General features: G+C 68.6%; 14 protein-coding genes. 8 read left to right on the top strand and 6 right to left on the bottom strand.

Annotation, left to right across the window (positions count from 1 at the left end):
• Positions 1-39: 39 nt before the first annotated feature.
• Positions 40-846 (top strand): endonuclease/exonuclease/phosphatase family protein, encoded by an 807-nt coding sequence (locus IB227_RS17325; protein WP_192288420.1) that lies wholly within the window; start codon positions 40-42, stop codon positions 844-846.
• Positions 847-932: 86 nt separating this feature from the next.
• On the opposite strand, the gene IB227_RS17320 is transcribed toward IB227_RS17325, so the two are convergent.
• On the bottom strand, positions 933-1,544 hold the full coding sequence (locus tag IB227_RS17320; RefSeq protein ID WP_192288419.1) for a superoxide dismutase: 612 nt from the start codon (positions 1,542-1,544) through the stop codon (positions 933-935).
• 261 nt (positions 1,545-1,805) lie between these two features.
• Between IB227_RS17320 and IB227_RS17315 the strand changes: the two genes are divergently transcribed.
• Both IB227_RS17315 and IB227_RS17310 read left to right on the top strand, forming a co-directional pair.
• Positions 1,806-2,273: a ribonuclease domain-containing protein gene (locus tag IB227_RS17315; protein WP_192288418.1), complete on the top strand. Its 468-nt coding sequence runs from the start codon at positions 1,806-1,808 to the stop codon at positions 2,271-2,273.
• The gene (locus IB227_RS17310) at positions 2,270-2,704 is read left to right on the top strand and encodes a barstar family protein (protein ID WP_132864202.1); all 435 of its coding nucleotides are present in this window, start codon (positions 2,270-2,272) and stop codon (positions 2,702-2,704) included. The genes IB227_RS17315 and IB227_RS17310 overlap by 4 nt, the downstream gene beginning before the upstream one ends.
• A 75-nt stretch (positions 2,705-2,779) precedes the next feature.
• Here the strand turns inward: IB227_RS17310 and IB227_RS17305 are convergent, their stop codons facing one another.
• Positions 2,780-4,669, bottom strand: coding sequence for an ATP-binding cassette domain-containing protein (locus IB227_RS17305; RefSeq protein WP_192288417.1), 1,890 nt, complete (start codon positions 4,667-4,669; stop codon positions 2,780-2,782).
• Between the two features lie 18 nt (positions 4,670-4,687).
• Positions 4,688-5,593 (bottom strand): LysR family transcriptional regulator, encoded by a 906-nt coding sequence (locus IB227_RS17300; RefSeq protein ID WP_192288416.1) that lies wholly within the window; start codon positions 5,591-5,593, stop codon positions 4,688-4,690.
• 97 nt (positions 5,594-5,690) lie between these two features.
• Here IB227_RS17300 and IB227_RS17295 point away from each other — a divergent pair, with 97 nt between their 5' ends.
• The 5 genes from IB227_RS17295 (at position 5,691) to IB227_RS17275 (ending at position 12,017) form a co-directional block, all read left to right on the top strand.
• Entirely contained in the window at positions 5,691-6,746 is a 1,056-nt protein-coding gene (locus tag IB227_RS17295) for a YeiH family protein (RefSeq protein ID WP_192288415.1), read from the top strand.
• Between the two features lie 676 nt (positions 6,747-7,422).
• The gene (gene dbpA, locus IB227_RS17290; RefSeq protein ID WP_192288414.1) at positions 7,423-8,799 is read left to right on the top strand and encodes an ATP-dependent RNA helicase DbpA; all 1,377 of its coding nucleotides are present in this window, start codon (positions 7,423-7,425) and stop codon (positions 8,797-8,799) included.
• 14 nt (positions 8,800-8,813) lie between these two features.
• A complete protein-coding gene (locus tag IB227_RS17285; protein WP_192288413.1) occupies positions 8,814-9,872 on the top strand; it encodes a histidine kinase in 1,059 nt (352 codons plus the stop codon).
• On the top strand, positions 9,869-10,576 hold the full coding sequence (locus IB227_RS17280; RefSeq protein WP_192288412.1) for a LytTR family DNA-binding domain-containing protein: 708 nt from the start codon (positions 9,869-9,871) through the stop codon (positions 10,574-10,576). Before IB227_RS17285 ends, IB227_RS17280 begins: the two co-directional genes overlap by 4 nt.
• Positions 10,577-10,694: 118 nt before the next feature.
• Positions 10,695-12,017: an acyl-CoA thioesterase/bile acid-CoA:amino acid N-acyltransferase family protein gene (locus tag IB227_RS17275; RefSeq protein WP_192288411.1), complete on the top strand. Its 1,323-nt coding sequence runs from the start codon at positions 10,695-10,697 to the stop codon at positions 12,015-12,017.
• 7 nt (positions 12,018-12,024) lie between these two features.
• On the opposite strand, the gene IB227_RS17270 is transcribed toward IB227_RS17275, so the two are convergent.
• The 3 genes from IB227_RS17270 to IB227_RS17260 all read right to left on the bottom strand — a co-directional run bounded on the left by IB227_RS17270 (position 12,025) and on the right by IB227_RS17260 (position 13,750).
• Positions 12,025-12,339 (bottom strand): hypothetical protein, encoded by a 315-nt coding sequence (locus IB227_RS17270; RefSeq protein ID WP_192288410.1) that lies wholly within the window; start codon positions 12,337-12,339, stop codon positions 12,025-12,027.
• 76 nt (positions 12,340-12,415) lie between these two features.
• Complete coding sequence (locus IB227_RS17265; RefSeq protein WP_132864208.1) at positions 12,416-13,198, bottom strand: thioesterase family protein; 783 nt, start codon at positions 13,196-13,198, stop codon at positions 12,416-12,418.
• A 21-nt stretch (positions 13,199-13,219) separates the two neighbouring features.
• Positions 13,220-13,750: an adenine phosphoribosyltransferase gene (locus tag IB227_RS17260; protein ID WP_192288409.1), complete on the bottom strand. Its 531-nt coding sequence runs from the start codon at positions 13,748-13,750 to the stop codon at positions 13,220-13,222.
• Position 13,751 lies beyond the last annotated feature (1 nt).

The raw sequence follows: 13,751 nt of genomic DNA, 5'->3' as shown, positions 1-13,751 counted from the left end.
TGGGAATACGATGGCGGCTCATCCATTCGAGCCGTAGCAATGCTGCGTTGGGGCTGTTTCGGGCTGCTGGTTCTCTCGTTCTCGGCGCTGGCCCAGCCAGTGGCGCCGGTCATCAAGGTTGCCAGCGTACGGCTGCCCCCGGTCAGCGAAGGCTGGATGGGCGAGCGCGAGCGCATCGCCAGCCTGCTGGCCGAGCTGCATCCGGACGTGATCGTGGTCCAGGACGTGCAGCAGAACAGCGAGACCAGCAACCCGGCCTGCTGGCTGGGCGGCAAGCTCCGCTACAGCTGTGACTTCATCTCCGCCGACCGCCCCAGCCAGGCCCAGCGCCGCGGCAATGCGGTATTGACCCGGCTGTCCACACTGGAGGACGGGATCACCCTGCTGCATGGCGATGGCACCCCGGCCATCGCCGGCATGCAGCGCCTGCAGTTGCAGCGCGCTCGGCTGAACATCTACACCGCGCGGATGCGCCCGACCGAGGACACGCCCATCACGCGCGGCCACCAGGCCGCCGACCTGCGCACCTGGATGGACGCCACCGGCGAGGGCCTGCCATCGCTGGTGGTGGGCGACTTCAGCGCGCCCACCGATGAGCTGGTACGGCAGTTGCCGGGCTTCCAGCCGGCGCGTCGCAACCCCTCGGCGCGCCGCAGCGAAGCCCGCCCCAGCGAGAACAACGAACACGGCATGGATGTGCTCTACCAGGTGCGCAGCTTCGCCGACATCAAGCAGCAGACCATCGTGCTGCCCCCCGGCGAGGCCGGCGCCGCCATGCCGATGGGCATGATGGCCACCCTGCGCATCACCCGCCCGTTCGACGACGCCGCCGTCGATACCCCCTGAAACGACGAAAGCCGGACCTCCCGGCCCGGCTTCCGCTGGATACTGACCGTGCCGGTGCGCCCCGAGGGCGACACCGGCGCCCGGCGTCAGGCGATGACTTCCTGGTAACGACGCTCGACTTCGTTCCAGTCGACCACGTTGAAGAACGCGCCGATGTATTCCGGGCGACGGTTCTGGTACTTCAGGTAGTAGGCGTGTTCCCACACGTCCAGCGCCAGGATCGGGGTGTTGCCGTCCATCAGCGGGCTGTCCTGGTTGGCCGAGGACTCCACGACCACCTTCTTGTCCGGGGTCACGCTCAGCCAGGCCCAGCCGCTGCCGAAGCGGGTCAGCGCTGCCTTGGTGAAGGCTTCCTTGAACTTCTCGAAGCCGCCCAGCTGGGCATCGATGGCCTTGGCCACGTCACCGACCGGCTGGCCGCCGCCGTTGGGCGACATCACGGTCCAGAACAGCGAGTGGTTGGCATGGCCACCACCGTTGTTGCGGACCGGGCCCTGCAGGTTCTCCGGCAGCGACTTGGTCTTCTTGACCAGTTCCTCGACCGGCAGGTCGGCGTACTCGGTGCCTTCCAGCGCGGCGTTGACGTTGTTGATGTAGGTCTGGTGGTGCTTGCTGTGGTGGATCTCCATCGTGGCCGCGTCGATATGCGGTTCGAGGGCGTCGTAGGCGTAGGGCAGCTTGGGCAGGGTGTAGGCCATGAGGGATCTCCTTTAGATACCGGTTTCTGCGTCCGGCCGAAAAACCGGACAGTGCGGTATGAATGGTAGGGACGAACGGTCAACTTACCAAGGCCGGTGTAAAGGAAACTTTGTCCCGCCCTTGGGTCATGGATCACCTGCACGCAACATGCGTGGCCATTGTTACCCCGGCGTGAAGTGGACCGACTGAACCTCCCGTTCAACAAACACGGCACGCTGGCGTGATAATCGTCGCCTGTTCCGCCAACGTCCTCTTTGCCCATGCGCAAGCCGTTACTGCTGGTTGTAGCCATCGTCCTTCTGATCGCAGGGCTGTGGGGAATGCGCGTGGTGCAGCAACCCGCACCGCCGCAGTTCGCGCCCTCGCTGACCCAGGAGGCGGCCGATGCGCCCGCCACCGCATCGCCTGTCCAGCGGACCAGCGCAGCGGCGGACCCATTGCCGGCCTTCCTGCCGGCCGAAGCACGCGCCACCATCGCGCTGATCCAGCGCGGCGGCCCGTATCCGCACCGGCAGGACGGCAGCGTGTTCGGCAACCGCGAACGCCAACTGCCGCAGCGGCCGCGCGGTTACTACCGTGAGTACACCGTCGATACGCCGGGACTGGACCACCGTGGCGCCCGACGCATCGTCACCGGCGGCACGCCGCCGGAGGTCTGGTACTACACCGAAGACCATTACGAAAGCTTCCGCAGCTTCAGCGTCCCCGCCACCGGAGTACGGCCATGAGCGACAGCGGTTTTGACATGGGGCTGGAAGACGTCAGTCAGGCCGGCGTCTACGGCGTCGGCGACGGCGACCTCGGCGGCCTGGCCGCGGCGGCCCGCGATGCCGGGCTGAAAGTGCTGCGGGTGGACCTGGAAGGCTGCAGCGACAAACGCACCCTGCTGATGCGGCTGGGTACCCAGCTGGACTTCCCGCCCGGTTGGAGCCGCAACTGGGATGCCCTGTCCGACGCGCTGCGCGACTTGTCCTGGCTGCCCGCCAACGGCTACGCGGTGCTGTTCAGCGAGGCCACCGACCTGCGCCGGGACAGCCCCGAGGACTTCAACACGTTGCTGGATGTGCTCTCGGAAACGGCGATCAGCTGGGCAGAACAGAACGTGCCGTTCTGGGCATTCTTCGAACTGCCCGACGCCGGCGTCCCTGCGGACGAATGAGCCCCGGCTTCGCCGCCAAGGCAGCTCCTGCACAGTGCAGGAGCGACCTCGGTCGCCAAACCCCTGGCGCTCAGGTCACGCGTCCAGCTCTTCCCAGCGTGCGTAGGCCGCATCCAGCTCGGCCTGCACCTTGCCCAGCTTCTGCGTGTGCGCGGTGACCTCGGCGCTGGAACGGGTATAGAACGCCGGGTCGTTCATCGCGCTGGTCAGGCCTTCCACGTCCAGTTCCAACTGCTCGATCTTCGCCGGCAGCTGTTCCAGCTCACGCGCGTCCTTGAAGCTGAGCTTGCGCTTGGCCGGTGCCGCCTCGGCCGCCGGGACAGCCGGCTTGGCCGCCGGCGCGGTCGCCGAGGCCTTGGCCACCGCCATGCCACTCATGGCAGGCGCCGGGCGCTGGCGCAGCGAGTCGGTATAGCCGCCGATGTAGTCGCCCACCTTGCCCTCGCCTTCCAGCACCAGCGTGGAGGTGACCACGTTGTCCAGGAAGTCACGGTCATGGCTGACCAGCAACAGGGTGCCGGTGTAATCACCCAGCAGCTCTTCCAGCAGCTCCAGGGTTTCCACGTCCAGGTCGTTGGTCGGTTCGTCCATCACCAGCAGGTTGGACGGCTGCGCGAACAGCTTGGCCAGCAGCAGGCGGTTGCGCTCGCCGCCGGACAGGCGGGTGATCGGCGCGCGCGCACGCTCGGGGGTGAACAGGAAGTCCTGCAGGTAGGCATGCACGTGCTTGCGCTTGCCATTGAGGTCGATGAAGTCCGCGCCTTCGGCCACGTTCTCGATCGCGCTCCAGTCCTCGCGCAGGGTGGCGCGGTACTGGTCGAAGTAGGCGATCTGCAGGTTGGTGCCCTGGCGCACTTCGCCGCTGTCCGGCTGCAGCTCGCCCAGCAGCAGCTTCAGCAGGGTGGTCTTGCCGCTGCCGTTGGGGCCGATCAGGCCGATGCGGTCGCCGCGCAGGATGGTGGTCGAGAAGTCCTTGATCATCACCCGTTCGCCGAAGGCGAAGGACACGTCCTTGATGTCGATGACCTTCTTGCCGGAGTTCTCCGCGCCGGCTGCTTCCAGCTTGACGTTGCCGCCCAGCTCGCGGCGCTGGCTGCGCTCGTTGCGCATGGCCTTGAGCCGGCGCACGCGCCCTTCGTCGCGGGTACGGCGGGCCTTGATGCCCTGCCGGATCCAGACCTCTTCCTGCGCCAGCAGCTTGTCGAAGCGGGCGTTCTCCTGGGCCTGCGCGTTGAGGCGTTCCTCGCGGCGGCGCTCGTAGTTCTCCCAATCGCCCGGCCAGCTGGTGACCTGCCCGCGGTCGATCTCGACGATGCGGGTGGCCAATGCACGCAGGAAGCGGCGGTCGTGGGTGACGAACACCACGCAGCCGTTCCAGCCCTTGAGGAAGCCTTCCAGCCAGTCGATCGCCTCGATGTCCAGGTGGTTGGTCGGCTCGTCCAGCAGCAGCACGTCCGGACCGGCCACCAGCGCGCGCGCCAGCAGCACGCGGCGCTTCATGCCGCCGGACAGGCGCCCGAACTCGGCCTCGCCGTCCAGCTCCAGCTTGGTCAGGGTCTCGGCCACGCGCTGGTCCAGGGCCCAGCCGTCGGCACCGTCGATCTTGGCCTGCACCTTGCCCATTGCATCACCGTCGAACACCTCGGCGTGGCTCAGGCGGTGGAACTCGGCCAGCCAGTGGCCCAGCTCGCCGAGCCCATCGGCGACCACGTCGAACACGCTGCCGGCTGCGCCGTGCGGCACTTCCTGCTCCAGGCGGGTGACGCGCACGCCCTGCTGGACGCGCACTTCGCCATCGTCCGGCTTCAGTTCGCCAGCCATCAGCTTCATCAGGGTGGATTTGCCGGCGCCGTTGCGACCGATCAGGGCGATGCGCTCACCCGGCTCGATCGACAGTTCGGCTTTTTCCAGCAACAACGGGCCGCCGACGCTGTAGTCGACGTTCTGCAGAGTAATCAAAGGCATCGGCACATTGTACGGGAGTCAGCCGTCGGCGAAGACGTCGGCCGGCAACCCCAGCAGCTGGCGCAGGCTGGCCGGCACGCGTTTGCCGGGGTGACGGACCAGCCACAGGCGTCGCCGCAGGGGCGGCAACGGGCTGTCCAGCACCTGCAGCTTGCCCAGCGCGACCAGGTCGGCCACCGCATGCCGCGACAGGCAGGCCAGGCCCAGGCCGGCCACCGCTCCCTGCTTGATGGCCTCGGTACCGCCCAGTTGCAGTACTTCGGCAAACCCATGCAGGTGCGGCAACAAGGCGTGTTCGGCCGCCTCGCGGGTACCGGAACCCGGTTCGCGCAGCAGCCAGCAGGCCTGCCGCAGCGCCTCCAGGCCCGCGCCGGCACGCAGCGCCGCCGCCCGGGGATGGCGCTCGCCGAAGACGATGACCAACTCGTCGTCCATCCATTCGGCCACGTCCAGCCCGGGCTCGTGGTTCGGCCCTTCGATCAGGCCGACATCCACCTCCATGCGCTGCACCGCGCTGGTGATCTCGCGGGTATTGCCGATCACCAGGTCGACATGGGCCTGGCCGTTGCTCTCCAGCAAGTCCGCTATGCGTGAAGGCATCAGGTAGTTGCCGATCGTGGTGCTCGCCCCCACCCGCCAGCGCACCGGGGTGCCCCCCGCCTGCCCGCTGCGGAAGCGCCGCTCGAGGTCCGCCATGCCCGCCAGCAACGCCCGGGACTCCGGCAGCAACGCGCGACCGTGCCCGTTCAGCACCAGCCGCCGCCCGATGCGGTCGAACAGGGCCAACCCGAGCAGGCTTTCCAGTTCATTCAATGCCGCACTCACCGCCGATTGCGACAGGCCGATGGCTTCGCCGGCGGCGGTGGTGGTCCCGGCCTCGGCAATGGCGGAGAAGATCTGCAGCTGGCGCAATGAGAGATGCATGACTTACCCGTAAAACAGGTTGAATATACGAATAGTATCTGTTTTACAGCTGATGAAACCGGGAGCAGCATGGGCCATCTCCTGATAACCCGTCGTTATGAACACCGCTACGCAAGGGCTGGCCCAGCCCACCCCGAACCGCCTCCCCGGCCTGCTGCTGACCGCCCTGATCGCCGGCCTGTCGATCTGGCTGGGCACCCTGCCCTGGCTGCAGGCCCATGGCATCAGCGCCCTGACGTTGGCCATCGTGATCGGCATCGTCATCGGCAACACCGCTTACCCGGCGCTGGCACCCTGGGCGGCCGCAGGCGTTGGCTTCTCCAAGGCCACCCTGTTGCGCGCCGGCATCATCCTCTATGGCATGCGCCTGACCCTGCAGGACATCGGCCAGGTCGGCACCGCCGGCGTGGTCATCGACGCCCTGGTGCTGTGCTCGACCTTCGCCCTGGCCTGGTGGCTGGGCACCCGGGTGCTGGGGCTGGACCGCAATTCGGCCCTGTTGATCGGTGCCGGCAGCTCGATCTGCGGCGCGGCGGCGGTGATGGCGGCCGAACCGGTGGTCAAGGGCCGCGCCGAGCAGGTCGCCGTGGCCGTGGCCACGGTGGTGATCTTCGGCACGCTGGCGATGTTCCTGTACCCGCTGCTGTACCAGTGGGGTATCAATGCCGGCTGGATGCCGCTGGATGAAACCGCCTTCGGCGTGTTCACCGGCTCCACCGTACATGAGGTGGCCCAGGTGGTCGCCGCGGGTCGGGCGATCAGCGAGCCGGCCGCCGACGCCGCGGTCATCACCAAGATGGTGCGGGTAATGATGCTGGCGCCGTTCCTGGTCGGCCTGTCGGCGCTGCTGGCCCGCGGGCAAGCGGCCGGCGACGGCCAGCGCGCGAAGATCACCGTGCCGTGGTTCGCGTTCGGCTTCATCGCCATGGTGGCGTTCAACTCGCTGCACCTGCTCCCGGCCGGCGTGGTCAGCGCCCTGGTGGATCTGGATACCGCCCTGCTGGCGATGGCGATGGCCGCACTCGGCCTGACCACCCACGTCTCGGCCCTGCGCCAGGCCGGCACCAAGCCCATGCTGTTGGCGGTACTGCTGTTTGGCTGGCTGCTGGCAGGCGGCATGCTGATCAATCTGGGCGTCAGGGCGATCCTCTGAAGCGGTGACGCTCCCTTCCCCCGCCTGCGGGGAAGGTGCCCGAAGGGCGGATGGGGGGCGCTTTGCACTCGTAGCCTCACGCGTCACAACCTTGCCCTCACCCCAACCCCTCTCCCGCCAAGCGGGAGAGGGGCTTTACTTCGATCAACGGCGGGAGTGCCGCGATGCTCCCTTCCCCCGCAGGCGGGGGAAGGTGTCCGAAGGACGGAAGGGGGCGCTTTGCACTCGTAGCCTCACGCGTCACAACCTCGCCCTCACCCCAACCCCTCTCCCGTTAAGCGGGAGAGGGGCTTTGCTTCGATCAGCGGCGGGAGTGCCGCGATGCTCCCTTCCCCCGCCTGCGGGGGAAGGTGCCCGAAGGGCGGATGGGGGCGCTTTGCGCCTACGGCTGGAAGCTGCCCTCACCCCAACCCCTCTCCCGCTGAGCGGGAGAGGGGCTTTACTTCGATCAGCGGCGGGAGTGCCGTGATGCACCCTTCCCCCGCCTGCGGGGGAAGGTGCCCGAAGGGCGGATGGGGGCGCTTTGCGCCTGCGGCTGGAGGCTGCCCTCACCCCAACCCCTCTCCCACGTGTGGGAGAGGGGCTTTGCTTCGGTTCGCATTGCTTCGACCTGCCCTACCTTCGGGGGCTTTGCCTCGGTCAGCGTAACGCCCTCGCTTTTCTGCGAAAATGCCGCATGACTGACTTCTCTACCCTGCCCCTGTCGCCGGCGCTCGCGCCCGGCATCGACGCCCTGGGCTACACCACGATGACGCCGGTGCAGGCGTCGAGCCTGCCGCCGATCCTGGAAGGCCGCGACGTGATCGTCCAGGCCCCCACCGGCAGCGGCAAGACCGCCGCCTTCGGCCTGGGCCTGCTCAACCGCCTGGACCCGGCCACCGGCCGCACCCAGGCGCTGGTGCTGTGCCCCACCCGCGAACTGGCCGACCAGGTCGGCAAGCAGCTGCGCAAGCTGGCCACCGGCATCCCCAACCTCAAGCTGCTGATCCTCACCGGCGGCATGCCGCTGGGCCCGCAGCTGGCCTCGCTGGAAGCGCAGGACCCGCACGTCGTGGTCGGCACCCCCGGCCGCATCCAGGAACTGGCGCGCAAGCGCGCGCTCAACCTTGGCCAGGTACGCGGCTTCGTCCTCGATGAAGCCGACCGCATGCTCGATATGGGTTTCGAGGAACCCATCCGCGAGATCGCCGGGCGCACCCACAAGGAGCGCCAGAGCCTGTTGTTCTCGGCCACCTTCCCCGAGGCGATCCGCGAGCTTGCCCACGCCCTGCTCAACGACCCGGCCGAAGTCACCATCGACGGCCAGGCCGAGGCCCCGGCGATCCAGCAGTTGTTCTTCGAAGTGGAACCGGCCCACCGCCAGAAGGCCTTGGGCGGCCTGTTGCTGAAGTACACGCCGGAATCGGCGGTGGTGTTCTGCAACACCCGCAAGGATGTGGACGAGGTTGCCAACTCGCTGCGCCAGTTCGGTTTCTCCGCGCTGGCCCTGCATGGCGACATGGAGCAGCGTGACCGCGACGAGGTACTGCTGCAGTTCGCCAACCGCAGCTGCAACGTGCTGGTCGCCAGCGACGTGGCCGCGCGTGGCCTGGACGTGGAAGACCTGGCCGCCGTCGTGAACTACGAGCTGCCCACCGACATCGACACCTTCCAGCACCGGGTCGGCCGTACCGGCCGTGCCGGCCGCAGCGGCCTGGCGATGAGCCTGGTGGCCGGCCGCGAGCGCAACCGCGCCGATGCGCTGGAGGCCCAGCAGGGCAACCCGCTCAACTGGCAGAAGACGCCGCTGGCCACCGCGCGTCCGGCGCAGCTGCCGCAGGCGGCGATGAGCACCCTGCGCATCGACGGCGGCAAGACCGACAAGCTGCGCGCCGGCGACATCCTCGGCGCGCTGACCGGCGATGCGGGACTGTCGGCCAAGGCGATCGGCAAGATCGACATCTTCCCGACCCGCTCCTACGTGGCCATCAGCCACGAACAGGCCGGCAAGGCCGTCGCCCGCCTGGAAGCCGGCAAGATCAAGGGCAAGCGTTTCCGCGTCCGCATCATCTGATTTTCCCGCGCGCCATGACGGCAGCGAGCAAGGACAACCGCCCCGGCTGGCAGCAGATTGCTGCTGGCTGGCTGCTGCTCGCATTGGTCACGCTTCCAGCGGTGCAGCTCACCAGCGACGCCGGCACCACGCCCTTCTGGTCATCGCTGGGCAGGAACTTCGTCTTCCTGCTCGGCATCCAGCTGCCGTGGGTGCTGGCGACGCCGGGGCTGTGGCGATTGTGCCGGCGCTGGCCACTGGGAATGGACAGCGATACCCGCGTCATCGGCCAGCTGCTGTTGGTGGGCTTGCCACTCATTCCCACGTTGTCACTGGCCGGCTGGGTACTGGGCCATGGGCTGTCGCACCTGCCGGCCGCGTTGCCATTGCCGGCCCATTGGCCACGTGCGGTGCTGGCCACGAGCCTGTTTGCGCTGCCCACCTACTTTGCCGTGATCGGGATCGGGCAGACCCTTGCCTACATCCAGCGCTACCGGCGCCGCGGGGAGCTGCTCGCCCAGGCCCGTGAGCAGGCGTTGGCATCACGCCTGAACCACCACTTCCTGTTCAATGCCCTCAATGCGATCGGCAGCCTGGGTTACCGGGATGCGGCCCGCGCCGATGCCGCGCTGGCACAGCTCGGTGAGCTGCTGCGTACCCTGCTGGACAACGCCGCCATCGTGCCCCTGCGCGAGGAGGTGTCCAATGCCATGGCCTTCGTCGAGCTCCAGCAGTTGCTGCAGGACCGCCCCATCGCGCTGCAGCTCCAGGCCGACCCCGATGCCTGGCAGGCGATGGTGCCCAGCCTGCTGCTGCAGCCCTTCATCGAGAATGCCCTGCGGTTTGCCCAGGCTTCCACCGTGCCGGATGCCGCGATCACCCTGTCGATGACGGCCGATGACGGCATCCTGCAGATCGTGATCGGCAACCCCTGCGGCAGCGCGCCTCCCGGGCGGGGCATCGGCGTGGACGCCAGCCGGCAACGCCTGCACGCGCTGCATGGCAGCCGCGCCTCGGTGGACGTCAACCGCGCTGCCGGCCATTGCCACACCCGCATCCGGCTGCCGATGCCGGCGAGGAGGGAGGCGGCATGATCCGCACGCTCATCGTCGACGACGTTCCACTGGCCCGCGACAAGCTGCGCCACCTGCTGGCCGTGCACGCCGATATCGACATCCGTGGCGAAGCCGCCGACGTCGAACAGGCACGCCATCTGCTGCAGCACCAGACGGTGGACCTGCTGCTGCTCGACATCCAGATGCCCGGCCAGGACGGCATGCAGCTGGCCCAACGGCTACCCGCCCCAGCGCCGCTTGTGATCTTCACCACCGCGCACGCGCGGCACGCCGTCGATTCCTATGCGTTGGGTGCCGTGGACTACCTGCTCAAGCCATTGGACGGCATGCGCCTGGCGCTCGCGTTGGAACGCGTGCGTCGGCAATTGGTCCAGCCGCCGCCTTCAACGCCGCAGCCGCTCTGCATCCGCAACGGCGCCGGCATTGAGTACATCCCCGTCGGCGACATCGACTACATCGACAATGCCGGCCACTACGCCTGCGTCCATGTGGGCCGGCAGGTACACCTGCTGCGCGAAAGCATCGGGCGTCTGGCCCAGCAGCTGGCCCCCGCCGGCTTCCTGCAGGTCCAGCGAGCGGTGATCGTCAACCTGGCCCGGGTGCGTTCGCTCCAGCACCGCCGCAATGGCGATGCAACCCTGCTACTGCTTGATGGCACCGCGCTGCCGCTGAGCCGGTCGCACCGCGACGCATTCGATCAGGCCATCGCACAGCGCGGCTGAGCCGGTTCGCACCGTTCGTGCCAGCCTGTACCCGGCCCGTGCCATCCGGGCTGCCTGGGGCTACACCACGGCATGCACCACCGCCACCATTGCGGTTGGTCCACCGTCCTCCCCTCACATGCACCGTCATCTGTTCGCCGCCCTGCTGCTGGGCACCTGCTTTGCCTCCAATGCCGCCCGCCTCGTGGTGACCCCCGCCGATGGGCCCGCCGACCAGCCCGTGCAGATGCAGGTGGAAGGACTGCTGCCGACGCAGGCGGTGCAACTGCGGCTGTCCCTGCAGGATTCCCGCGGTGTCGAGTGGGTATCGCAGGCGACCTTCCGCGCCGACCTCGATGGCCGCGTGGACACGCGCCGGACCGGCGCCGAGGCCGGCACCTACAGCGGCGTGGACGCCATGGGGTTGTTCTGGTCGATGCAGCCGGTTTCCGGTGACGGCCCGCCCTCCCCGCTGCCGATACGGCCTGATGCCGGGGGGCTGCTGTTCAAACCCGTACCGTTCACGCTGCAGGCCTGGATCGACGGCGTGCTGGTTGGTGAGCAACAACTGCTACGCCGCATCAACCATCCCGGCGTGCGTGCCCGCCCGCTCGGCGTCGATGGCCTTGTCGGCAACCTCTACCTGCCTGCGGATGCCGCACGGGACGGCCAGCGCCTGCCGGTGGTGATCACCCTCGGTGGCGCGGAGGGCGGCATCGACACCGCCAACTACTACGCGGCCTGGCTGGCCTCCAATGGCTTCGCGGCCGTGGCACTTGCCTACTACCGCATGCCAGGCCTGCCCCAAGACCTGATCCGCGTTCCGATCGACCCGGTCAGCCGCGCCATCGACTGGCTGCAGGCACAACCGTTCACTGGCCAGGTGGGGGTGATGGGCGGTTCCTGGGGGGCCACCCTGGCCATGGCATCGGCCACCCATGATCCGCGCCTGAAGGCGGTCGTGTCGTGGGTGGGCAGCCCCGCTCCGTTTCGCGGCATCCGCCGCGACGTGCCGCCGGCGGACTTCCGCGCGGTTGATCTCCCGGCGCTGAGCCATCAGGGCCGGGACCTGCCGTTCCTCCCCTACCTGGAGGACGTCAACTGGAACCAGCCGGGCGGCCATGCCGCCGCACTGGAGAACGCCACCTTGCCGATCGAACGTATCAACGGCCCCGTGCTGCTCGTCGCCGGCGGCGACGACCAACTGGGCGCATCCGGTGAAATGGCGGCCGTCGCCATGCGACGCCTGCAGCGCCGCAGCGTCCCGCAGGCCGATGCGCTGCTGTACTACTCCGATGCCGGTCACCTGATCGGGCAGATGCACCAGCCCACCACCTTCCGTCACGCCAGCGGCCCGCATCTCCGGGTTGGCGGCACGCCGGCCGGCCATGCCCGCGCCGACCGGGAAAGCGCGCCCGCGGTGCTGGCCTTCCTGCGCCGGGCACTTGTCCTTCCACAGTGAAAGCGCGCTAGCGCTTGGCCCGACGGATCCACCACGTCACGCCAACGATGGCGGCGGAGGTGAGCAACAACAGTCCACGTGCACTGCCATCCCCCATGCCGCGGTGGATCAACAACAGGTACAGGCCAACGCTTCCGGCCTGCGCGCACAGGCTCCAGCCATTGCGCCGGGCGAACGCGCCAGCGAGCGCGGCCAGCAGCCAGCCATAGGCAAACGCCCACGGATCCAGCCGTGGCGCGAACTCGTAGACATTGCAGACCACGAACCAGGCGGTCCAGCCCAGCATCGCCAACAGCAGTACCAGCCAACCCAGAATGCGCATGCCCTGCCCCGAATGAACCTGCGGCCATCATGGCATCGCCACGTCGGGCAGGAGCAGCCTCGGCCCGCTCGGGCTGTCAGCTGAAGATCGCCACGCTCTGACGGCCGCGCATCACCAGCTGCCGCTGCGCGTTCCAGACCTGCATGTCCTGCGAGGAGTAGCCGTCGCGTGCGTGCTGGCTGAAGGAGCGCAGCAGGAACCACTCCCCGGCCGGCGCCGGATCCAGCAGTTCGAAGCTCCAGTTGATCGAGCTGACCGGCGCAGGCGCGCGGTATGCGGTGAAGGCCGCCGGTGGCATGGCGTCTCCCATCGCCGCCAATGCAATGGCCGGATCCACCCCCTGCGCGTCGCGGTGACGTACCCAGGCCAACTGCTCCGGGAACGCCGCCGCGGACACCGGCATCGCACCACCGGCCGGCTTGAGCTGGAAGTTCTGCAGGAACGCCGGCACGAACGGGGCGGCCGCCGCGTTCAACTCACGGCAATCGTCCACGCCGGGCACGTCCGGGAAGTCGCCGAAATCATGGACGATGCCGCTCTCGCGGGCGCGTCCGAACACCCCCATCAAGCGCGCCGCCAGCGCGCCCTCGGCGAAGACGTCCACCCCAAGGCTCACCACCGACTTGCCTTCGCGCAGCACCTGCGGCGCGAAGGTCAACTGGCCCACGGCCGGGCCAATGAAGTTGACCTGCATCGCGCGCAGCGGCGGCAGCGGCGTCGCATGCGACTGGAGCGCGGCGCTGATGCCAAGCGCGGTGACGATGCCACCGTACGCGGTGCGCCCCTGGCGCCAGCTGTCGGGCAGCAGCACGCCCTTGCGCGCGTCGAAGGAGGACAGCAGTTCACTCAGGTTCGGCATGGGGCGTCCTGCGATGGAAAGTCAGTAGACCAGCGTGGCCTGCAAGGGCACGCCGGCAGGCAGGCGCGCACGGCCGCCGAGCCCGTCGAGCTCGACCAGCACCGCCGCGCCGAGCACCTGCGCCTCCAGTTGCCCGGCCAGCAGCAGGGCTGCGGCCAGCGTGCCGCCGGTGGCCAGCACGTCGTCGACCAGCACCACCCGGGTACCCGGCGCGATGGCATCGGCGCACACCTCGATGCGGTCGTTGCGGTACTCCAGCGTGTATTCCTGCTGCAGGGTGGCACCGGGCAGCTTGCCGGGCTTGCGCACCGGCACGAAGCCGGCCCCCAGCTCCAGCGCCAACGCTGCGCCGAGGATGAAGCCACGTGCCTCCACACCCAGTACCGCCTGCACGCCGGCCGCGCGCCAGGGCGCGGCCATGGCCTTGACGGCCGCATCGAACGCCTCGGCGTCCGCCAGCAGCGGGGTGATGTCCTTGAACAGGATGCCGGGCTTGGGGAAGTCGGCCACGTCGCGGATCGTGCGCGACCACTCGGGATAAACAGGAGTCATT

This window comes from Stenotrophomonas sp. STM01 (assembly GCF_014852135.1).
GTDB lineage: Bacteria > Pseudomonadota > Gammaproteobacteria > Xanthomonadales > Xanthomonadaceae > Stenotrophomonas > Stenotrophomonas capsici.
The sequence above is the reverse complement of the archived record's forward strand: the minus strand, read 5'-3'. Positions and strand labels throughout refer to the sequence as shown.